The 18,884-nt window shown below is 63.9% G+C and carries 22 protein-coding genes; 10 read left to right on the forward strand and 12 right to left on the reverse strand.

What is annotated here, in order from left to right:
- Window positions 1-3: 3 nt before the first annotated feature.
- The 6 genes from HYH07_RS18820 to petA form a co-directional block, all read right to left on the reverse strand.
- Window positions 4-2,169: an anthranilate synthase component I gene (locus HYH07_RS18820; protein WP_220003889.1), complete on the reverse strand. Its 2,166-nt coding sequence runs from the start codon at window positions 2,167-2,169 to the stop codon at window positions 4-6.
- 231 nt (window positions 2,170-2,400) lie between these two features.
- Window positions 2,401-3,000, reverse strand: coding sequence for a hypothetical protein (locus tag HYH07_RS18825; RefSeq protein WP_228749642.1), 600 nt, complete (start codon window positions 2,998-3,000; stop codon window positions 2,401-2,403).
- Window positions 3,001-3,059: 59 nt separating this feature from the next.
- The gene (locus HYH07_RS18830; RefSeq protein ID WP_220003890.1) at window positions 3,060-3,503 is read right to left on the reverse strand and encodes a hypothetical protein; all 444 of its coding nucleotides are present in this window, start codon (window positions 3,501-3,503) and stop codon (window positions 3,060-3,062) included.
- 98 nt (window positions 3,504-3,601) lie between these two features.
- Entirely contained in the window at window positions 3,602-4,276 is a 675-nt protein-coding gene (locus HYH07_RS18835; protein WP_057757109.1) for a dienelactone hydrolase family protein, read from the reverse strand.
- A 242-nt stretch (window positions 4,277-4,518) separates the two neighbouring features.
- On the reverse strand, window positions 4,519-6,591 hold the full coding sequence (fbcH, locus tag HYH07_RS18840) for a cytochrome b/c1 (RefSeq protein ID WP_220003891.1): 2,073 nt from the start codon (window positions 6,589-6,591) through the stop codon (window positions 4,519-4,521).
- A gap of 62 nt (window positions 6,592-6,653) precedes the next feature.
- The gene (gene petA / locus HYH07_RS18845; RefSeq protein ID WP_057757105.1) at window positions 6,654-7,184 is read right to left on the reverse strand and encodes a ubiquinol-cytochrome c reductase iron-sulfur subunit; all 531 of its coding nucleotides are present in this window, start codon (window positions 7,182-7,184) and stop codon (window positions 6,654-6,656) included.
- 279 nt (window positions 7,185-7,463) lie between these two features.
- On the opposite strand from petA, the gene HYH07_RS18850 reads away from it, so the two are divergent.
- From HYH07_RS18850 to HYH07_RS18870, 5 genes are all read left to right on the forward strand, one after another.
- Entirely contained in the window at window positions 7,464-7,928 is a 465-nt protein-coding gene (locus tag HYH07_RS18850; protein ID WP_220003892.1) for a tRNA (cytidine(34)-2'-O)-methyltransferase, read from the forward strand.
- A 13-nt stretch (window positions 7,929-7,941) separates the two neighbouring features.
- Window positions 7,942-8,574: a 7-carboxy-7-deazaguanine synthase gene (gene queE / locus HYH07_RS18855; RefSeq protein ID WP_220003893.1), complete on the forward strand. Its 633-nt coding sequence runs from the start codon at window positions 7,942-7,944 to the stop codon at window positions 8,572-8,574.
- A gap of 14 nt (window positions 8,575-8,588) precedes the next feature.
- Window positions 8,589-8,954 carry a 6-carboxytetrahydropterin synthase gene (locus HYH07_RS18860; RefSeq protein WP_220003894.1) on the forward strand — a complete coding sequence of 122 codons (366 nt, stop codon included), beginning with the start codon at window positions 8,589-8,591 and terminating at the stop codon, window positions 8,952-8,954.
- Between the two features lie 123 nt (window positions 8,955-9,077).
- The gene (gene hemF / locus HYH07_RS18865; protein WP_220003895.1) at window positions 9,078-9,965 is read left to right on the forward strand and encodes an oxygen-dependent coproporphyrinogen oxidase; all 888 of its coding nucleotides are present in this window, start codon (window positions 9,078-9,080) and stop codon (window positions 9,963-9,965) included.
- Window positions 9,956-10,708 carry an HAD family hydrolase gene (locus HYH07_RS18870; protein WP_220003896.1) on the forward strand — a complete coding sequence of 251 codons (753 nt, stop codon included), beginning with the start codon at window positions 9,956-9,958 and terminating at the stop codon, window positions 10,706-10,708. Before hemF ends, HYH07_RS18870 begins: the two co-directional genes overlap by 10 nt.
- 172 nt (window positions 10,709-10,880) lie before the next feature.
- On the opposite strand, the gene HYH07_RS18875 is transcribed toward HYH07_RS18870, so the two are convergent.
- The gene (locus HYH07_RS18875) at window positions 10,881-11,528 is read right to left on the reverse strand and encodes a glutathione S-transferase family protein (RefSeq protein WP_220003897.1); all 648 of its coding nucleotides are present in this window, start codon (window positions 11,526-11,528) and stop codon (window positions 10,881-10,883) included.
- A gap of 141 nt (window positions 11,529-11,669) precedes the next feature.
- Between HYH07_RS18875 and HYH07_RS18880 the strand changes: the two genes are divergently transcribed.
- The 5 genes from HYH07_RS18880 (at window position 11,670) to HYH07_RS18900 (ending at window position 14,991) form a co-directional block, all read left to right on the forward strand.
- A complete protein-coding gene (locus HYH07_RS18880) occupies window positions 11,670-12,317 on the forward strand; it encodes a hypothetical protein (protein ID WP_220003898.1) in 648 nt (215 codons plus the stop codon).
- 261 nt (window positions 12,318-12,578) lie between these two features.
- Entirely contained in the window at window positions 12,579-13,265 is a 687-nt protein-coding gene (locus HYH07_RS18885) for a YafY family protein (RefSeq protein WP_220003899.1), read from the forward strand.
- Between the two features lie 69 nt (window positions 13,266-13,334).
- A complete protein-coding gene (locus HYH07_RS18890; RefSeq protein ID WP_220003900.1) occupies window positions 13,335-13,703 on the forward strand; it encodes a VOC family protein in 369 nt (122 codons plus the stop codon).
- Between the two features lie 183 nt (window positions 13,704-13,886).
- Window positions 13,887-14,543 (forward strand): hypothetical protein, encoded by a 657-nt coding sequence (locus HYH07_RS18895; RefSeq protein ID WP_220003901.1) that lies wholly within the window; start codon window positions 13,887-13,889, stop codon window positions 14,541-14,543.
- 286 nt (window positions 14,544-14,829) lie between these two features.
- Window positions 14,830-14,991: a hypothetical protein gene (locus tag HYH07_RS18900; protein WP_167354013.1), complete on the forward strand. Its 162-nt coding sequence runs from the start codon at window positions 14,830-14,832 to the stop codon at window positions 14,989-14,991.
- Between the two features lie 73 nt (window positions 14,992-15,064).
- Here the strand turns inward: HYH07_RS18900 and HYH07_RS18905 are convergent, their stop codons facing one another.
- From HYH07_RS18905 to HYH07_RS18925, 5 genes are read right to left on the reverse strand one after another with little or no spacing between them, the layout of a single operon-like run.
- Window positions 15,065-15,835, reverse strand: coding sequence for a sulfite exporter TauE/SafE family protein (locus HYH07_RS18905; RefSeq protein ID WP_220003902.1), 771 nt, complete (start codon window positions 15,833-15,835; stop codon window positions 15,065-15,067).
- Window positions 15,832-17,085 carry a CCA tRNA nucleotidyltransferase gene (locus HYH07_RS18910; protein ID WP_220003903.1) on the reverse strand — a complete coding sequence of 418 codons (1,254 nt, stop codon included), beginning with the start codon at window positions 17,083-17,085 and terminating at the stop codon, window positions 15,832-15,834. Before HYH07_RS18910 ends, HYH07_RS18905 begins: the two co-directional genes overlap by 4 nt.
- Before the next feature lie 10 nt (window positions 17,086-17,095).
- A complete protein-coding gene (locus HYH07_RS18915) occupies window positions 17,096-17,359 on the reverse strand; it encodes a DUF6111 family protein (RefSeq protein WP_220003904.1) in 264 nt (87 codons plus the stop codon).
- A complete protein-coding gene (locus tag HYH07_RS18920) occupies window positions 17,356-18,030 on the reverse strand; it encodes a CoA pyrophosphatase (RefSeq protein ID WP_220003905.1) in 675 nt (224 codons plus the stop codon). Before HYH07_RS18920 ends, HYH07_RS18915 begins: the two co-directional genes overlap by 4 nt.
- Complete coding sequence (locus HYH07_RS18925) at window positions 18,027-18,638, reverse strand: DUF1285 domain-containing protein (RefSeq protein ID WP_220003906.1); 612 nt, start codon at window positions 18,636-18,638, stop codon at window positions 18,027-18,029. The genes HYH07_RS18920 and HYH07_RS18925 overlap by 4 nt, the downstream gene beginning before the upstream one ends.
- Window positions 18,639-18,884: the final 246 nt, after the last annotated feature.

Here is an 18,884-nt window from a genome sequence, read left to right on the forward strand (position 1 = left end):
CTCTCAATTGACCGGCGCATCCAGCCGGAACGCATTCTCGACAATACGCAAGCCCACCTCGCCACCGAGCGACATCAGCGATTCCGGGTGGAATTGCACGCCGGCGACCGGCAGGGTCTTGTGCTCCAGCGCCATGGCGACGCCGTCCTCGGTGCTGGCGGTGACGGATAGGACATCCGGCATGCTGTCGCGCTCGACAAAGAGCGAATGATAGCGGCCGATGACGATCTCGTTCGGCAGATTGCGCATCAGGCGCCCGCCGCGCACCTGCACCCGCGAGGGCCGGCCATGGGCGGGATGGGTGAGCTGGCCGAGCTCGCCGCCGAAATATTCGCCGATCGCCTGCACGCCGAGGCAGACGCCGAACACCGGCAGCTTGTTCTCCAGCGCCGCATCGATGGTCTTCTTGATCCCGAAATCCTCAGGCCTGCCAGGACCGGGCGACAGCACCAGCAAATCCCACCTCTTCTGCTTGAGCATGTCGAGCGCATGCACATAGCGGACCACGGTGACCTCGGCGCCAACCTGACGGAAGTAATCGGCGAGCATGTGTACAAAGCTGTCGTCGTGATCGATCAGCAGCACCCGCTTGCCCGAGCCGGTCGCGTCAGGCGCAAAGCTCGACAACGGCTTCGGCGGATCGCCGCGCAGCGCCTGGAACAGGGCCGCGGCTTTCACTTGGCATTCGCGGTCTTCCGCGGCCGGATCGGAATCGAACAGACAGGTGGCGCCGACGCGCACCTCCGCAAGACCATCCTTCATCCTGATAGTGCGGATGGTGAGGCCGGTGTTGATGCTGCCGTCGAAGTTCACAGCGCCGATCGCGCCGGCATACCAACGCCGCGGCGAGCGCTCATGGTCCTCGACGAACTGCATCGCCCACAGTTTTGGCGCGCCTGTCACGGTGACAGCCCAGGCGTGGGTGAGGAAGGCATCAAGCGCGTCGAAGCCGGGACGCAGCATGCCCTCGACATGGTCGACGGTGTGGAACAGCTTGGAATAAGTCTCGATCTGACGGCGCGCGAGCACCTTGATCGTGCCGGGCACGCAGACGCGCGCCTTGTCGTTGCGGTCGACGTCGGTGCACATGTTGAGCTCGAACTCGTCCTTCTCCGAGTTCAGGAGCTGGCGGATCTGCTCGGCGTCACCGATGGCATCGGTACCGCGCGCGATCGTGCCCGAGATCGGGCAGGTCTCAACACGACGTCCGTCGGAGCGCACGAACATTTCCGGCGAGGCCGAGACCAGGAATTCGCCCTCGCCGAGATTCATCAGCGCGCCATAGGGCGACGGGTTGATGACGCAGAGGCGCTGGAACACTTCGGCCGGCGAGCGCTCGCAGGGCTCGGCGAAGAGCTGGCCCGGCACGGCCTCGAACAGATCGCCGCGGGCGAAGGCCGCGCGCGCGGTCTCGACCGTCGCCTGATATTCGCCGGGCGCGTGATCGGCAAAGCCTTGACGATCGGTCTTCACATACGGGCTCTCGGCCGTCTCGCGCGGCAGACCTTCGGTCGATTTGCCCTTCCAGGCGAAATCGTAGGAAAGCACGACGCCGCGCCCGGTGGCGCGGTCATAGGCGAGCAGGCGATCCGGGACATAGAGCACGATGTCGCGCTGGTCTTGCTCGCGCGGACGCTTCTGCACGAGGTCCTCAATCTGGAAGACGAGGTCATAGGCAAAGGCGCCGAACAATCCGAGCAGCCCGTCGTCATTGGCGGAGAAAGCAGCAATGATGTCGCGCACCAGCGACATCACGCTAGCGCGACGGGTGCGCTGATCTTCCTCAACTGGTGCATCACCCCGGATGATGTGACCGGCAAGGCGGGTCGCTGATTTCTTGGAGATCACCACGCAAGGCTCGCGCAGGACATCTGCGAGGAACGCGATCAGCACCTCGCCACGCGCATTGAGCGCTTCCAGCTTGAAATTGACGCCAACGGTTTCGAGCTTGAGCGGCGGGTCGGAAAAGCCGAGGTCAAAGCTCTCGTAGCGGCCCGGCACGGTCGTGCCCGAGGACAGCACCACGCCACGGCGGCGGTCGAGCAGGCTGACGAGATCGTCGAGCCTGTTGGCGCCGCCGGTAAATTGTTCGGCCACGCGCATGATCGCAAGACCGCCGCGGGTGACGTAATCGCTTCTGGGAGGGAGGGCAAAGACTGTCCTGTTCATGTCGTCCTCTTACGAAACTTGCCGAGGGAACGCCACACAGGACAAACGATCAGGCCGCCGCGCTGTGCTGGCGACCTCAGACGATTTTGGGAGAATAAATCGCACCGGCCACCTCTTAGGAGGTGCGCCACCAACGACGGGATGGGCGGGCTGCGGTGCTCATGCGCCGGATACTCACCATGGCGCGGGGGCGGCGTCAAGGGCCGCCGCCTTCGGTCGCCGGCTTTTGGGCTATTGCTCGGCCGGGTCCGGCTGCCAGTCGAATTTGCGCTTCTTCCGGTCCCATTTCAGGACCGAGAAGTTGTCGCACTCCATGCACGCCCAGGCCACGATGCTGTTGTCCTCACCCTTTTGCAGGGCACCGAATTGGTGATCCGTCCGCAAGGCATTCACGAACCGGATCTTTGGCTTTCCTTCCGCCAATTGATCCAGAATGAGAATAAACCTGCCCCTGTCACCTGAGCACTCCTCGAAGACGCCGACCAATGCGACCTGCTTGGTCGCCGTACCATCGAAGCGCCCCTCGATGGCGAAGGACATGTTGGCGGCTGCCATCGCATCAGTACCGCCCTCGAAGAGCAACTCCCTTGGAATGAGGTCTTTGCGGAATTCAGTGGCCTTGCACCAGCTCTTTCTTATCTCCCTCGCCGGAATCCCGCGAACCTCTGTCGTGAACGGATGGAAGTCGGCAAGGACCCACCAGGCGATGCTTTTGAGGTCGCCCTCGACCGTCACAAATGCCGGCTCGGCCCCAGCATGCGCAACGGCCAACCAACAGCACAGAGCAATGATCCGCCGCGCGGCGCGGACGAACGTACATGTATGAAGCATGGCCTCACTCCCACAAGAACGTGCGCTACCAATTCTCCGCACGCCTGCATGTCGTCCTCCTAGTAAGCTCCGACCTCATATCCGATCGCTCGAAACCCGCCCTCGGGAGTATATCGGAATTCAAAGGTGAATTCGGAGTTCGTGTCATGCCAGGTCAGTGCGCAAAGGTCGCCGGGCAGCGATAGCAGCTTTGCAGTGTGCAGATGCTTGCGCATGGCGGGCGTAAACAACGTGTCGTAGCGCTGCAGAAATTCGGCCTCGTTCTTGACCGGGCCGCTCTGAACGTCGTGTTTGCCTTCCGCCGACCAGTACTCGACCGGAAATGCAATGAGCTTGACGATGCGCGTCTTGTCGTTCGCGTTCGCCGCGGTCTCGAAATCGGTTCGGAACGTCTGGAATTCCGGCCCGTTACACCCAGGCTGTTTCGCCCAGCAGGGCACAGTAAGGCTGGCGACGAACAAAGAGGCGATCAGGTAGATTTTCATAGGGATGCCGGGCGCCAATGTGTTGGCTCCGACGCATCAGGGGCGTGCGACGACGCCAGAGCGGCCACCGGACTTCCCGGTGGCCTGCCTTGTGTCGCATCAGCGCGCCGCTGCGTTCATCCCAAATGCTTCCTGAAAAACTCCGTCGCCCGTCCCCAGGCGAGCTCGGCGGCTTCGCGGTCGTGCACGGCCTGGCGTTGCTCGTTGACGAAGGCGTGCTCGGCGTCATAGCGGAACAGCTCGAGCGACTTGCCGGCGGCCTTCATGGCTTTTTCGAAGCCACTGACCAGCTCCGGCGTGCACCAATCGTCCTTGTTGGCGAAATGAGCCTGGAGCGGGATCTTGACGTCGGCGGGCTTGGCCGCCTGCTCCGGCGGGATGCCATAGAACACGACGCCGGCGGCAAGCTCGGGCACATGCACCGCACCGATGATGGTGACGGCGCCGCCGAGGCAGAAGCCGGTCAGCCCGACCTTGGCGCCGTTGCGCGACAGATATTGCGCGGCGCCGCGCACGGTCTGCGTGGTCGCGTCCATGAAGTCGAGCGAGTTCATCTCCTTGTTGGCGGAATCCGTGTCGTGATACGGCACCACCTTGCCCTTGTAGAGATCGGGCGCCAGCGCATCGAAGCCGGCGAGCGCAAAGCGATCGCACAGGCCCTTGATCTGGTCCGACAGGCCCCACCATTCCTGGATCACGACCACGCCCGGCGCATTGCCGCGCGCGGCATTGGCGAGATAACCCGAGGCGTCCTTGCCGTCCGGGCGCTTGAAGGTGATGGCGGTTCCCATGGTGTCCTCCGAGGCGTTTCTGGGGGAGAGCTTGGCGGCATTTTGGCGGGTAAGCGGGCGTGAGGCAATCCACACTCTCGTCATTCCGGGGCGCGCGATAGCGCGAGCCCGGAATCCCATCGAGCCTCAGAGAGGGTGGAATGAATGGATTCCGGGTGCGGTGTTGCGCATCGCCCCGGAATGACGGCCCAACAAAAAAGCCCCCTTGCGGGGGCTTCTTCCTGCCGTGTCGCGTGCGACGCTCAATGCGAGTCGGCCCAGACCTTCTTCTTGGTGAAGTACATCAGGAACGCGAAGATGATCAGGAAGATGAACACCTGGAAGCCGAGGCGCTTGCGCGCTTCCATGTGAGGCTCGGCGGTCCACATCAGGAATGTGGTGACGTCCTTGGCATATTGCGCGACGGTCGTCGGCGAGCCGTCGTCAAAGGTGACCTGGCCATCGCTAAGCGGCTTCGGCATCTTGATGGCGTGGCCCGGGAAGTACCTGTTGTAGTACGAGCCTTCCGGGATGGTCACGCCTTCCGGCACCTTCTCCTCGAAGCCCTGCAGCAGCGCAGCGACATAATCCGGGCCCTGCTCCTGGTACTGGCTGAAGAAGTCGACCAGGAACATCGGGAAGCCGCGGCCGTAGGAACGCGCCTTGGTGATCAGCGACAAGTCGGGAGGCGCCGCGCCGCCGTTCGCCGCGCGGGCCGCCTGCTCGTTCGGGAATGGCGAGGGGAAGTAGTCGGCCGCCCGGCCTGGGCGCTCGAACATCTCGCCCTGGTCGTTCGGGCCGTCCTTGATCTTGTACTCGGACGCGAACGCCGCCACTTGCGCTGCCGAATAGCCGGGGCCGCCGGGATCGCCGAGATTACGGAACGCGATCAGGGACAGGCCGTGGCAGTTGGAGCAGACTTCCTTATAGACCTTCAAACCGCGCTGGAGCGCACCGCGGTCATACTTGCCGAAAGGGCCGGCGAACGACCAGCTGTTGCCCGGCGGCTTGGTGCCGCCTTCCTCGGCGCGGGCCTTGTCGGCCGACGCGGCGAACAGCGCGCCTGACAGGGCGAGCACGATCGCGGTCGAGACCATTGGCGTCGACTTGCCGCCGGTTTTGGCGAGGATCGCTTCCGAGATCGAGTTCGGCACCGGCCGCGGCTTCTCGATTTTTGAGAGCAGCGGCAGCACGATCAGGAAGTAGGCGAAGTAGCAGACCGTCAGAACCCGGCCGGCGATCACGTAGATGCCTTCCGGCGGCTGCGCGCCGAGATAGCCGAGCAGGATGCAGACCGCGACGAAGATCCAGAAGAACTGCTTGGCCAGCGGGCGGTACTTCGACGAACGCGTCCTGGCGCTGTCCAGCCAGGGCAGGAAGCACAGGATGATGATCGCCGAGAACATCGCGATGACGCCCGCGAGCTTGTTCGGGATCGAGCGCAGGATCGCGTAGAACGGCAGGTAATACCATTCCGGCACGATGTGCGGCGGCGTCACGCCCGGATTCGCCGGGATGTAGTTGTCGGCGTCGCCGAGATAGTTCGGCATGTAGAAGATGAACCAGGCATAGAGCAGCATGAAGCAGGCGACGCCGAAGCCGTCCTTGATGGTCGCATGCGGCGTGAACGGCACCGTGTCCTTTTCGGTCTTCGGCTCGACGCCATCAGGATTGTTCTGGCCGGCGACATGCAGCGCCCAGACATGGAGCACGACGACGCCCGCGATCAGGAACGGCAGCAGATAGTGCAGCGAGAAGAAGCGGTTCAGCGTCGGGTTACCGACCGAATAGCCGCCCCACAGCAGCGTCACGATGCTCTCGCCGAAATAGGGGATGGCGGAGAACAAATTGGTGATGACGGTGGCGCCCCAGAAGCTCATCTGGCCCCAGGGAAGCACGTAGCCCATGAAGCCTGTTGCCATCATCAAGAGGTAAATGATGACGCCGAGAATCCAGAGGACCTCGCGCGGCTCCTTGTAGGAACCGTAATAGAGGCCGCGCAGCATGTGGACGTAGACCGCGAAGAAGAACATCGACGCGCCGCAGGCATGCATATTGCGCAGCAGCCAGCCGTAATTGACGTCACGAACGATCAGCTCGACCGACTTGAATGCGAGATCGGCATGCGGCGTATAGTGCATCGCCAGGATCACGCCGGTCACGATCTGCATCCCCAGCATGAAGGAGAGGATGGCGCCGAAGGTCCACCAGTAGTTCAGATTGCGCGGGGTGGGATAGACGACGAAGGAGGAATGGACGAGACCCAAGATCGGCAGGCGCCGCTCGATCCATTGCAGGGCCGGATTGCTCGGCTGGTAGTCGGATGGTCCGCTCATGATGCGATCCTGAGGAAATATTACGACGTGACGGTTCGAGGCTTCGGACGCAGGTCCGAAGCTCAGCCGATCTGGATTTTGGTGTCGGAAACGAAAGTGTACGGCGGCACGGCCAGGTTCGCGGGCGCGGGCCCCTGGCGGATGCGGCCGGACGAATCGTACTGCGAACCATGGCAGGGGCAGAAGAACCCGTCGTAATTGCCTTCATGGGCGATCGGAATGCAGCCGAGATGGGTACAGATGCCGATCACGACCAGCCACTGGTCATGGCCGGACTTGACCCGGGCCTCGTCGGACTGCGGATCAGGCAGGCTCGCCACATTGACGGCGCGCGCCTCGTCGATCTGCTTCTTGGTGCGATGGCTGATGTAGATCGGCTTGCCGCGCCAGAACACCTTGATGTCCTGCCCCTCGGCAACCGGGCTCAGATCGACCTCGATCGGCGCACCCGCGGCGATGGTCGAGGCGTCCGGATTCATCTGGGAAATAAAGGGCCAGAGCGCGGCCGCGCCCCCTACTGCGGCAGCTGCCCCCGTTGCAACGAATAAGAAATCACGGCGTGTCGGATGGTCCGCCGAAGACGCTGTCGTCACGATTCCAACCCTTTCTTCTTATGCTGCCGGTGGAACCGCTCCGGGAGCCCCCAAGGTCCCCGGAACAGCGTTGCCGGCGCCCGCGGCCCCCCGCGGCGGCAGAACTTGGCTCGTCCTCGCCAAAACAAGGCGAAAACAGCAGTCCAGAATCGTTCTATTGGCACCCTTGCAAGGCGAGCGCAAGCCCGCTAACGGCGCGGGAGCGTGCAATGCACGAATTCCCGCGCGAGCGATGTTTTATTGAGACAATTCCGTCCCGGCCGAAGCCCTGTAACGCCCATGCAGATCGCACTTTTCCAGCCCGACATTCCCCAGAACACCGGCACGATTCTCCGCCTGTGCGCTTGCCTCGGCATCGCCGCCCATATCATCGAACCGGCCGGCTTCCCGGTCTCCGATCGGCATTTCCGCCGAGCGGGAATGGATTACCTCGACCATGTCAGCATCACCAGGCATGACTCCTGGACCAAATTCGAGGAATGGCGGATGGCACAAAGCTACCGCCTGCTGCTGTTCACCACCAAAGGCGCCACCGACTACCGCGATTTCCGTTACCAGACGTCGGACATCCTGCTATTCGGGCGCGAGAGCGCCGGCGTCACCGACGCGGTGGTCGAGGCCGCGGATGCGCGGCTGGTGATCCCGATCACCGAAGGGTTGCGGTCGCTCAATGTCGCCATGAGCGCGGCGATGGCCGCAGGCGAAGCGCTCCGGCAGGTCCGGAACCCGCACGAATTGATATGACGAGGAGAGACCAGTGAGCTACGCGGTCAAGGAAATCTTCCTGACCCTGCAAGGCGAAGGCGCCCACGCCGGCCGCGCGTCGGTGTTCTGCCGTTTTGCCGGCTGCAACCTCTGGAGCGGCCGCGAGGCGGACCGCGCCGGCGCGACGTGTCAGTTCTGCGACACGGATTTCGTCGGCACCGACGGCACGCTCGGCGGCCGCTACGCCACGGCCGCGGAACTCGCCGATACCATCGCCGGGCAATGGACCGGCCCGGCCACCAACCGCTATGTGGTGCTGACCGGCGGCGAGCCGCTGCTTCAGGTCGACGACGCCCTGGTCGCGGCGCTCCATGCCAAAGGCTTCGAGATCGGCGTCGAGACCAACGGCACGGTCGAAGCCCCCGCAGGCCTCGACTGGGTTTGCGTCAGCCCCAAGGGTGGCAGCGAACTCGTGCTCAAGCGCGGCCATGAGTTGAAGCTGGTCTATCCGCAGGCCCTCGCGGCGCCCGAAGCATTCGAGGGCCTCGCCTTCGAGCGCTTCTCGCTGCAGCCGATGGACGGGCCCGAGGTCGCCGAGAACACCGCGCGCGCGATCGATTATTGCCTGCGCCATCCGCAGTGGCGGCTGAGCGTGCAGACGCATAAATCGCTCGGCATCAGATAGGACTGAACGGACAGATGTGGGAATTGACGAAATCGTTCCGCTTCGAGGCGGCGCATACGCTGAAGGGAACGACCTTTGGTGAAGCGAGCGAAGAGATCCACGGCCACTCCTTCCGCGCGGAGGTGACGGTGCGCGGCACGCCGGATCCTGCGACCGGCATGGTGGTCGACCTCGGCCTGCTCCAGCGCGCGATCGAAGAGGTGCGCTTGATGCTCGACCACAAGTTCCTCAACAAGATCGAGGCGCTCGGCACACCGACGCTGGAGAACCTGTCGCGCTTCGTCTGGGAGCGGCTGGCGCATATCGGCAAGCTCACCCGCGTCAGCATCCACCGCGACAGTTGCAACGAAAGCTGCACCTATTACGGTCCGCAAGGATAGCTACGATCTCGGTCTGGTAGGGTGGGCAAAGCGGAGCGTGCCCACCAATCGAGACGAGGGTGAGAGATGGTGGGCACGGCGCAAGGGCGCCTTTGCCCACCCTACGAGAGCGGTGGAATGGAGATGGACGTTTCAATAATCGAAGACCGCAAGGCCCGCGCCCGCGCCTGGTTCGAGCGCTTGCGCGACGACATCTGCGACAGCTTCGAGCGGCTCGAGGATGACGCGCCGCACGGCCTCTATCCCGGCGCGGCTGGCCGCTTCAATCGTACGCCCTGGCAGCGCACTGACCACAGCGGGGCCAAGGGTGGCGGCGGCGTGATGTCGATGATGCATGGCCGGCTGTTCGAGAAGGTCGGCGTGCACTGCTCGACCGTGCATGGCGAGTTCGCCCCGGAGTTTCGTGCGCAGATTCCGGGCGCGGCGGAAGATCCGCGGTTCTGGGCCTCCGGCATCTCGCTGATCGCGCATATGCGCAACCCGCACGTGCCGGCCGTGCACATGAACACCCGCTTCGTCATCACCACCAAGGCATGGTTCGGCGGCGGCGCCGATCTCACACCGGTGCTGAATCGCAGGCGCACGCAGGAGGATGCTGATACCCTCGCCTTCCACGCCGCGATGAAGCAGGCCTGCGACCAGCCGGGCGGCGTTGCCGACTACGACAAGTACAAGAAGTGGTGCGACGAGTATTTTTATCTGCCGCACCGGAAAGAGGCGCGCGGCGTCGGCGGCATCTTCTACGACTGGCACGACAGCGGCGACTGGGACGCCGACCTCGCTTTCACCCAGGACGTCGGCCGCGCATTCCTGAAGATCTACCCAGATATCGTCAGGCGCAATTTCGCGACAAGCTGGACCGCTGGGGATCGCGAGGAGCAGTTGATCCGTCGCGGGCGCTATGTCGAGTTCAACCTGCTCTACGACCGCGGCACCATCTTCGGGCTCAAGACCGGCGGCAATGTGGAGTCGATCCTGTCCTCGCTGCCGCCGGAGGTGAAATGGCCATGACCACGACAAACAGCGTGATCAAGCCGCTGCCCCGCGCCATGCTGATCGACATGGACGACACCATCCTGTCGGCCTATGGCCGGCCCGAGATCGCCTGGAACACGATCGCGGAGGAATTCGCCGAAGAGCTCGCGCCGCTGCCGCCGCCGCAGGTCGCCACCGCCGTGCTGGCCTTTGCGCGGCAGTTCTGGTCGACCGCGGGAGCAGAGTGGCGCATGAAGCTCGGCGAAGCCCGCCGGCTGACGGTGCGCGGCGGCTTTGCCGCGCTTGCCGCGAGCGGCCATCGCGCGCTCTCCGACGATCTCGCCGATCGCCTCGCCGACCGCTTCACAACCTATCGCGAGGAAGCGATCTTCGTCTTCCCCGGCGCGCATGATGCGATCGACGCCTTCAAGGCCCACGGCGTCAAGCTCGCACTGGTCACCAACGGCGCTGCCGACATGCAGCGCGCCAAGGTCGAGCGCTTCGAGCTGACCCATCGCTTCGATCACATCCAGATCGAGGGCGAGCATGGTTTCGGCAAGCCCGAGGAGCGCGCGTATCTGCACGCGATGGAAGCGCTCGGCGTCACCGCCGAGGACACCTGGATGATCGGCGACAATCTGGAATGGGAAGTGGTGACGCCGCAGCGCCTCGGCATCTATGCGATCTGGCTCGACGCGCATGGCGAGGGCCTGCCCGAGGGCTCGACCGTCAAGCCCGACCGCATCATCCGCTCGCTGACCGAGCTGGTGCCGGGCTAGATTTTCGAAAACAACCCCATGCACAGTAGGCGGCCGCTGCAGAATCAACAGCTTGCCGCAAGGGGCAGCACGACTACGGATTTTACGAAAATTGCTTGTCCCGTCGGGCAAAACAGGCGTATGATGCCATCCTAGGCAATTTCGATCCGGCGCACTTCGCGGGCCGCCGTCGTTATTGGGGTGCTTGGGGCAATCGCGGCATCGTGGCCAGGAGCGCGGCTCTCCGGGAGAGCGCGGACCACCAACGGCTGAGCCTGATGTGCTTCTGCAGGAGTGCCAGCCCTTCGGGGGCCAACACAAAGTAGCGGATCATCGGCGCGAGGTGGATGTCGGCTAGCGACAAATCCTCGCCGGTGAGATATTGCCCCCGGCCAGCGATTGTCTCCAGAGCCGCGAGGACCTTTGGCGCTGCTTCGAGGCCCCGTTCAACCTCGCTCTCGTCAACCGGTCGCCTCAAGGCTGGCCTGAAAACCCTGTGCGAAAAGACCTGTCTCACCAGGGGCCAATAAGCGTAGCTGTCCACGATCGACATGATCTGACTGCAGCGCGCGCGCTCTCTCGGCTCGGTTGGCTGCAGCTTCGGACCATCAAAGGCCTCATCGACGTATCGCGTGATGGCGCCCGTCTCGTAAACGGCGAAGCCGTCGTGAACCAGCGCGGGCACGCGCTTGAACGGATGGATGGCAAGATAGCTTGCCGGCACATTTTCGGAGAACGGATCGACTTCGATCCAATTGTAGACCACGCCCTTTTCATGGAGAGCCAGCCGAGCGATCCAGGAATAGACGCTGTACTGGTAGCCGTGCAGCTCAACCGACATTTGCCCTCTCATCTCACCACTTCTCGTCGACCATATGCCGCTCCTTCGGATCCGCTCTTGGTGTCCGTCAAGCAGCGCAAGCCCTTTGGATCGGTCCGGGCGAGCCGCTGAAGGTTCAGGCTCCCACCGGAGCCTGCTCCATTGCAGCAGTTCGCACAGCGCGAATTGCCGGTATCGGAATATTGTGATACAACCCCTGGCTGTCGGGAAAGCATTTCCGACTATTTTCTGGAGGTACCCATGCGATCGTCGTTTGGCTTCGCCGTGCCGTCCGTCGTCTTTACTTTGTCAGCTGTCTTGCTGTGCAGCACATCAGGCACGGCACTGTCGCAACCTACACCAAACTCCTCGCTTCCCGCCGTTTCGGTCGAAGCGCCGAAGCCCAGACCGATCGTTGCGCCACGGCAGGGGCCGACGACCGCGACCTCTCACCACCGGGCGAGCGGCTCATCATCCGCTCAAGATCCGGCGTTCGCGCCGGGCACACCATTGGCCAGGCTTGCGAAGCTGGAGCGATCCGCCAGCAGCTGCAACGGTGGCTGCGAAACCAGCTATAGGGTCGGCAACGCGCCCTGGGTCGGATGCAGCTTGAGTGGTGGCTCTGAGCCTTACACCAGTCATTTCTCGGCAACCTGCCGGGACACGCTGACCTACAATACCTACGCCCAGTGCGTCGAAACCAAAGCGTTCCTCGGCGCATCGCCCCGAGAGACCAGGTGGCTTTGCACCAGCCTGTTGGCCGGAGGCAAGCTGGCCGGCGAAAAGCAGGTCGCCGAAAGCCGCCGCTAGAGCGTTTTCGAGCGAAGTGGATACCGGTTCGCGTCAAGAAAACGCGTCATAAAAAGAATCTAGAGCCCGTTCCGATTCCATCGGAACGGAAAAGTTCTAGTCCACGCCTCAGGAGCGCCGTCCGGAATGCCGGGCGGTCGCTTCCCGTCTACCCCGCCGCATCCCGTCAGCTGATATTTGCCGCAGCCCTCGGCGACGTCACGGCGACGCCTTGTGTCCGATGCTGACAGAATCTGGCAGCAGCGCGTGATATCAGCCGGCATGTCGCGCGCTCAACGCCTTCTTGACGTGATCCAGCTCCTGCGCAGGCACCGCCGGCCGGTCGCGGCAGGCCGGCTGGCCGAGGAGCTGGGTGTCTCGCTGCGGACGATCTATCGGGACATCGAGACGCTGAAGGGCCAGGGGGCCCACATCGATGGCGAGGCCGGCATCGGCTATGTGCTGCGGCCGGGGTTCATGTTGCCGCCGCTGATGTTCTCGGAAGAGGAGATCGAAGCCTTGGTGCTGGGCGGCCGGTGGGTTGCGGCACAGCCGGACGACCCGCTCGGCAAGGCAGCCAAGAACGCGCTTGCGAAGATCGCCGCCGTGCTGCCGGACGACCTGCAGCGGAGCCTGGAAACGTCGAGCCTGATGGTGGCGCGCCGCGATCCGGCGGCAGGCGACGCCGAATTGCCGGTCATCCGGGCCGCCATTCGCAACGAGCGCAAATTGCGCATCGCCTACAGCGACGAACGGGGCAACCGCACCAGCCGCACGATCTGGCCGATCGCGCTCGGGTTCTTCGACCAGGTCCGCATGGTGGCGGCCTGGTGCGAGAGCCGCAGCGACTACCGCCATTTCCGCACCGACCGGATCGTGTCGATCACGCTGACGGAGCGCCGCTATCCACGCCGCCGCACCGATTTGCTGCGGGAATGGCGGCAGCGGGAATGCATTGGCGAGCACTGACCATGCTGACAGAATCTGGCAGCACCTTCTTGTAAGCCTCGGCCATCGCCAGCTGAACAGGAGATGCAAATGGCCGACTTCAACCTCGTGGTGCTCTATGTCAACGACGCGCAAGCGAGCTCCACTTTCTATCAGACCCTGCTGGGGTGCCCCGTCGCGCAATCATCCCCCAAATTCGTGGTTCTTCCGCTCGGGAACGGCACCAGGCTGGGTCTGTGGCAGCGCGATGCCGTCGTGCCGCCGTCTGCTTCGGAAGCCGGCTGCAACGAGATCTCATGGGCGGTCGCAGACGCGGAAGCCGTGCGCGCGACCTTTGAGACGTGGACGACCCGCGGTGTCAGGATTGCGCAGCCTCCGACCGCCATGCCCTTCGGAGACACCTTCGTCGGACTCGATCCCGACGGCCATCGCCTGCGCGTGCTAGCGACCGCCGCTTAAGGACTGACTGCTTCGCGTGAGAGGCTGGGCGTTTGGCACTGCCGCGACCAGCCTTTCCGTCGCGTCGCCTCGACGGGGACGCCCTAGGGATGCCGATCGCCGAAGCGCCGATTGCGTGGAGCGAAAAGTCTGACTAAAGCGCGAGAGACTTCATTAGATCGTCATCGCGCTTTAGCTCTTTGTTTGAGCATGATCTCCGCGCAAATGCGTTCCGCGTTTGGCGCGAGGGAAAACCGCTTCACACTTTTCCGGATCATGCTCTATGAAATTCGGATGAATTCCGAATCGCCCCCCAGTTGGCCAGTCGTGGAGCCACCACCCTTCCTGCCCGCGCCGCGTCGCCGGTGGCCGCTTGCGCTCCTCGTGGCCGTTGTCCTTGCGCTCGCAGGCGCAGGGGCCGGTTATGTCTGGCTGAACCCGGGGTTTTTCATTCAGTCCGCGGCGCGCGAGGCTGGGGAGGCCGATACCGGCGCCAATGACAAGGCAGTGATGACGGACCTGCTCGCCACGCAGCAAAAGACGGCTGACGATTTGGCCGCGCTCGAAAGGGCCGTCGCCGATCAGCAGGAGCAACTGAAGGCGATCGTCAGTCAGCTTGCCAATCTCAGTTCGAAGATAGAGGCTCTGAGGAGCCCGGCCCCGCAGCCACCGGCCGCACCGTTCCCGTCACCTGGGCCTGTCACGTCGATGCCGCCAGCTTCAGGGCCTCCTGTCGCGCCAGCTCAAGCAGCGCGCGTTGTCCCAAGGCAGAAGAAGCCGCCGCGCGTAGCGACCCCGACGGGTCCGATCTCGGTCGGGGGAGCGCCGTTGAACGCTGCGCCCGCGATGATTGCGCGCTGAGCAAGTCCGTCTAAGCGATCAGCTCCGCTCGACCGATCCTGCAAGTTAATCCCGGTTCACTAGCCCAAGCCTACCTAGGTATGGTCGCTTCATACCTGTGCGCGATGGCGCCGAACAGGTGCTCGGTGTTACCAATACATGCAGAGTGACAAGCAGCGGAACTGGTGCTCCGAGCCGGCAGTTGCGGGACACGGCCGGCGGCGTAATGCCCGTCGGCCCTGCTCCAGATCTTGCCGCGCTTCGCTCAGCTGATGCTTACAGCCATGGTTGGTGCGGAGAGTACGCCATGAGAAACATCGCAGATCTCCTGATGTGGTTCTGGCCGGGACGCCAGACCGCGGCCAATACCGAGGTCGCGGATATGGCTGACAACCGGGATCGATCAAGCATGGCTGATTTTGTCCGGATCCTGCAGACCTACGATCAGGCTCAGTGGGGCACGAGCTAGGGGCGTCGGCGTCAGTCCGGAAATACGACGTCCGAGCCAACCAAAGCCGAGATCCGCGTCGCGCGAATACCCTTTAAGCGATCAGCTGCTTCGCCGCCGCCGAGATCATCACGAGGCCGCCGGTGATCACGGCAACATCCAGGATCGCGGTGTGGATGTGCACCGGCATCCGCTCGACGAAGGCTTTGGCCAGGAACGCGCCGGGGATGGCGATGCCTCCGATCAAAAGCGCGAAGGCGAGCACTTGCGCGGTGACGGCGCCGGCAACGCCGAACACCGAGATCTTGATGAGGCCGGTGCCGAGCGAGATCATCGCGTCGGTCGCGATCACGGCGGCGCCTTCGAGGCCGGCGGCCATCAGCAGCGAGAGCAGGATCACGCCGGAGCCTGAGGTGCCGCCGACGAGGACGCCATAACCGACCGAGCCCGCTGCCAATCCCGTGTCGCCGATCCTGACCTCGCGGCGACGGAGCGCGCGACGCAGCGGCACGCTCAGGATCAGCATGGTGCCGATCACGATCGCGGCGCCGGCGTTGGTGAGGCGGGTGTAGCCGTAGGCGCCGAGCCCCGTCGTCAGCGCCGCGCAGGCCAGCACGATCGCTGCGCGGCGGCGATCGGCGTAGCGGAGATAGGCAACAGCGCGGCTGGAATTGGTGAAGAGCGCCGAGATCGCGATGATCGGCACCACAGGTTCGGCGCCAACCAGGGGCACCAGCACCAGCGGCATCAAGGCGCCGGTGCCGTAGCCGGCGAGACCACCGATGATGGAAGCAAACAACGCCATCATTGCGACCAGCAGCAGCTGGAGAATCGAGATGTCAGCGAAGCCTGCGACGATGGTCAATGTTTCTCGCGAGTGATGCGTGCTGTGGCTTGATCGGCGATAGCAGCGAGTGCGGCTTCCTCTAACGGAAAATCCGCAGCTAGCCAAGCGTCCTCGGCGAGCGTCAACACATGTCCGAGCGCAGGGCCTTCGGCCATGCCGCGTGCGATGAAGTCGGCGGCCTTCAGCGGGAATTTCGGCGCGCTCCAGCGCTGCGGCAGCTCGGCGAGCTCGCGCCAGCGCGACGAACTGGCATCGCTGCCGCTGCGCGCCCAGGCCAGCAACACGCGATCGTGATAGCGTTCGGGCCCGAGTCGATAGAGCAGCCGCCGTGCACGCGCCTCGTCCATGGCGGCAAAGCGCCACCAGCGATGGCCCATCGAATCCAGCGCCTTGGCTTCGGCGTTGGAGAGCCGAAGGCGGGTCGCAACACGCTTGGCGTCTTCGGTGACGGCAACAGTGAGCGCAGCGAGACGGCGCGTGCCGCTGGCCGTCAGGCCGAGTGTGCGCTCGATCGCGATCATCGCCGTCAGCGGCCCGGCATAGGCAACGCCGCCGATCATCGCCTGCAGCAAACCGGCATCGACCATGGCCAGCGCGGCGGCGGATGCGCCCTGCGCCACCAGCAATTTCAGCATCTCCATGCGCAGCCGCTCGGCCGAGAGCGTGGCAAGTCCGGCGCGGCCGCGGATGCAGGCGAGAGTGCCGTCGCGGTCGGGCTCGCCGGCGCCGAAGGCGGCGTGGATGCGGAAGAAGCGCAGGATGCGCAGGTAATCCTCGGCGATGCGCTGATCGGGATCGCCGATGAATCGCACGCGGCGCGCCTTGGCATCGGCGATGCCGCCGACATAGTCGTAGACGACGCCGCTAGCGTCGACCGACAGGCCGTTCATGGTGAAGTCGCGCCGCTCGGCGTCCTTCACCCAGTCGCGGCCGAAGGCAACCTTGGCCTTGCGGCCGAAGGTCTCGGTGTCCTCGCGCAGCGTCGTGACCTCATAGGGCGCGCCGTCGATGACCAGCGTGACGGTGCCGTGGTCGATGCCGGTCGGCACGCACTTGATGCCCGCGGCCTTCGCGCGCCGCACCACCTCCTCCGGCAGCGCCGTGGTGGCGATATCCATATCGCCCGGCGGCAGGCCGAGCAGCGCGTTGCGGACGGTGCCGCCGACCACGCGCGCCTCCTCACCATTAGCGTTGAGCAATTGCAGGACGCGCGCGGTCCCGCCTGCAGTCAGCCAGGGCGCACCCGCAAGGATCGGCTCCGCGCTCATCGTCCGGCCCTTATCTTTCGGTGCCCGGCACGAGCCTGCCGTTCTCGATATGGGCGGGAGTGTAGGTCGAGTTCGGCGCGGCACCGGAGAAATGCGCAAGGCCGACCAGCCCGGCAATGACGAGCACGAGCGCCACCAGGATGAGGCGCGCGACGATGGTAACAGGCCAGGAGGATTGCACGAACAGGCCGGACCGCGTGGCGGCCAGGAACAGCGCATAGACGGCAAAGGGGATGAGGAAGATTCCGATCTCGGTCAGAACCGGCCGGATCATGATGAATAGATCCGCTCATACAGCACACGCAGCATTCCGGCCGTGGCGCCCCAGATGTAGCGCTCCGCAAACGGCATCGCATAGTAAAACCGCTCCATGCCGCGGAATTCCTTGCTGTGGACCTGATGATTGGCCGGATTCATCAGGAAGGATAGCGGTACTTCGAATGCGTCATCAACCTCGGAATGGTTGATGTTGAGCTGAAAACCGGGCCTGACACGGGCGACCGTGGGCAGGATGCGGAAGCCGAACGCGGTGCCGTAGAGATCGAGATAGCCGATCGGCTCGATAAAATCCCGGGATAATCCGACCTCCTCCTCGGCCTCGCGCAGCGCGGCGTCGAGCGGCGAGGAATCGATCGCGTCGATCTTGCCGCCGGGAAAGGCGATCTGGCCGGCGTGGTCGTTGAGATGCGCCGAGCGCTGCGTCAGCAGGATGGTCGGCTCGGGATGGTCGACCACCGCGATCAGCACCGCCGCCGGGCGCACCGGCTGCTCGCGCGCGACGATCTCGAGCATCTTGTCGGTGCCGGGATCGCCGGAGGCGGGGACAATATTCGGATCAAAAAGTCCGGCCGGCACGTCGAAGCTGAGCCTCGCCTTGGAGCGGGCGAAGAAATCCGCAGCTCCCATCGCGTACTTGGAATCGCTCTTGGAGATAGGCTTGTTCAAAGCGCGGCCCTCACCTGCTCCGCGTCGGCCATGGCGAAGAACTCGCCGGCCGACTCGACGCCAAACATCGGCTGGCCATCGACCATCCGCTCCTCGCCCATGTCAACCAGATCATAATAGAGCGCGCGCGTGACCTTGGCCCAGAGATCGGCGCGGACATGCAGGTAGGGCGTCAGGCCGCCATCGGCCGCCTGCTCGAAGCGCAGCCGGTGCGCGGCATCGCAGGTGACCCAGTCGTCGACATTGGTGCGGAAGCTCAGCACGGGATGGTTGTCCTCGTCGCGCTTCAGCATCTCCACCGCCATGAACGGCGCGTCATCGACGACGATGCCGACCTTCTCCACCGGCGTGACGAGGAAGTGCTTGTCGCCCTCGCGCTTGAGAATGGTGGAGAACAAGCGGACCAGCGCGTGACGGCCGATTGGCGTGCCCATGTAGAACCAAGTACCATCGGAAGCGATTCGGATATCGAGATCGCCGCAAAACGGCGGATTCCACAGATGCACCGGAGGCAGGCCCTTTTTGGCACCTTCGGCATTGGCAGCACTTTTGGCGGCGGCAGTCAGCCCCTCAAGCCCGCGATCGGCGCTCTGCCCTTGGTTCGCCATGGTTTGCCCTGACTTTGTCCGTTGGCACGATTGGTGCAGGTCTGACTTAGAAGTCTACGTTGTACGTAAGTCTACGGTTCCACCCCGGTTTCCCCCGGTGTGGAGGTCTCCACTTCGTGATGCCGTACATACCCCGAAGCCGATAAGGTGGGGATAGGTTAATTCAACGAATACATGGCGTTCCTGCAAGTCTAGCATAGGGGCCATGACGCAGATTGATGCGATAAATTCGACGACGCAGCAGAG

This window comes from Bradyrhizobium sp. BR 10261, from assembly GCF_019455395.1.
In the GTDB taxonomy this organism is placed as follows: Bacteria; Pseudomonadota; Alphaproteobacteria; order Rhizobiales; family Xanthobacteraceae; genus Bradyrhizobium; species Bradyrhizobium manausense.

What these genes read in the sequence shown, in the direction of transcription:
- HYH07_RS18820 (WP_220003889.1), bottom strand. Translation starts at nt 2,169, where the DNA reads ATGAACAGGACAGTCTTTGCCCTCCCTCCCAGAAGCGATTACGTCACC.
- HYH07_RS18825 (WP_228749642.1), bottom strand. Translation starts at nt 3,000, where the DNA reads ATGCTTCATACATGTACGTTCGTCCGCGCCGCGCGGCGGATCATTGCT.
- HYH07_RS18835 (WP_057757109.1), bottom strand. Translation starts at nt 4,276, where the DNA reads ATGGGAACCGCCATCACCTTCAAGCGCCCGGACGGCAAGGACGCCTCG.
- fbcH (WP_220003891.1), bottom strand. Translation starts at nt 6,591, where the DNA reads ATGAGCGGACCATCCGACTACCAGCCGAGCAATCCGGCCCTGCAATGG.
- HYH07_RS18850 (WP_220003892.1), top strand. Translation starts at nt 7,464, where the DNA reads ATGCAGATCGCACTTTTCCAGCCCGACATTCCCCAGAACACCGGCACG.
- HYH07_RS18860 (WP_220003894.1), top strand. Translation starts at nt 8,589, where the DNA reads ATGTGGGAATTGACGAAATCGTTCCGCTTCGAGGCGGCGCATACGCTG.
- hemF (WP_220003895.1), top strand. Translation starts at nt 9,078, where the DNA reads ATGGACGTTTCAATAATCGAAGACCGCAAGGCCCGCGCCCGCGCCTGG.
- HYH07_RS18870 (WP_220003896.1), top strand. Translation starts at nt 9,956, where the DNA reads ATGGCCATGACCACGACAAACAGCGTGATCAAGCCGCTGCCCCGCGCC.
- HYH07_RS18875 (WP_220003897.1), bottom strand. Translation starts at nt 11,528, where the DNA reads ATGTCGGTTGAGCTGCACGGCTACCAGTACAGCGTCTATTCCTGGATC.
- HYH07_RS18885 (WP_220003899.1), top strand. Translation starts at nt 12,579, where the DNA reads ATGTCGCGCGCTCAACGCCTTCTTGACGTGATCCAGCTCCTGCGCAGG.
- HYH07_RS18890 (WP_220003900.1), top strand. Translation starts at nt 13,335, where the DNA reads ATGGCCGACTTCAACCTCGTGGTGCTCTATGTCAACGACGCGCAAGCG.
- HYH07_RS18900 (WP_167354013.1), top strand. Translation starts at nt 14,830, where the DNA reads ATGAGAAACATCGCAGATCTCCTGATGTGGTTCTGGCCGGGACGCCAG.
- HYH07_RS18910 (WP_220003903.1), bottom strand. Translation starts at nt 17,085, where the DNA reads ATGAGCGCGGAGCCGATCCTTGCGGGTGCGCCCTGGCTGACTGCAGGC.
- HYH07_RS18915 (WP_220003904.1), bottom strand. Translation starts at nt 17,359, where the DNA reads ATGATCCGGCCGGTTCTGACCGAGATCGGAATCTTCCTCATCCCCTTT.
- HYH07_RS18925 (WP_220003906.1), bottom strand. Translation starts at nt 18,638, where the DNA reads ATGGCGAACCAAGGGCAGAGCGCCGATCGCGGGCTTGAGGGGCTGACT.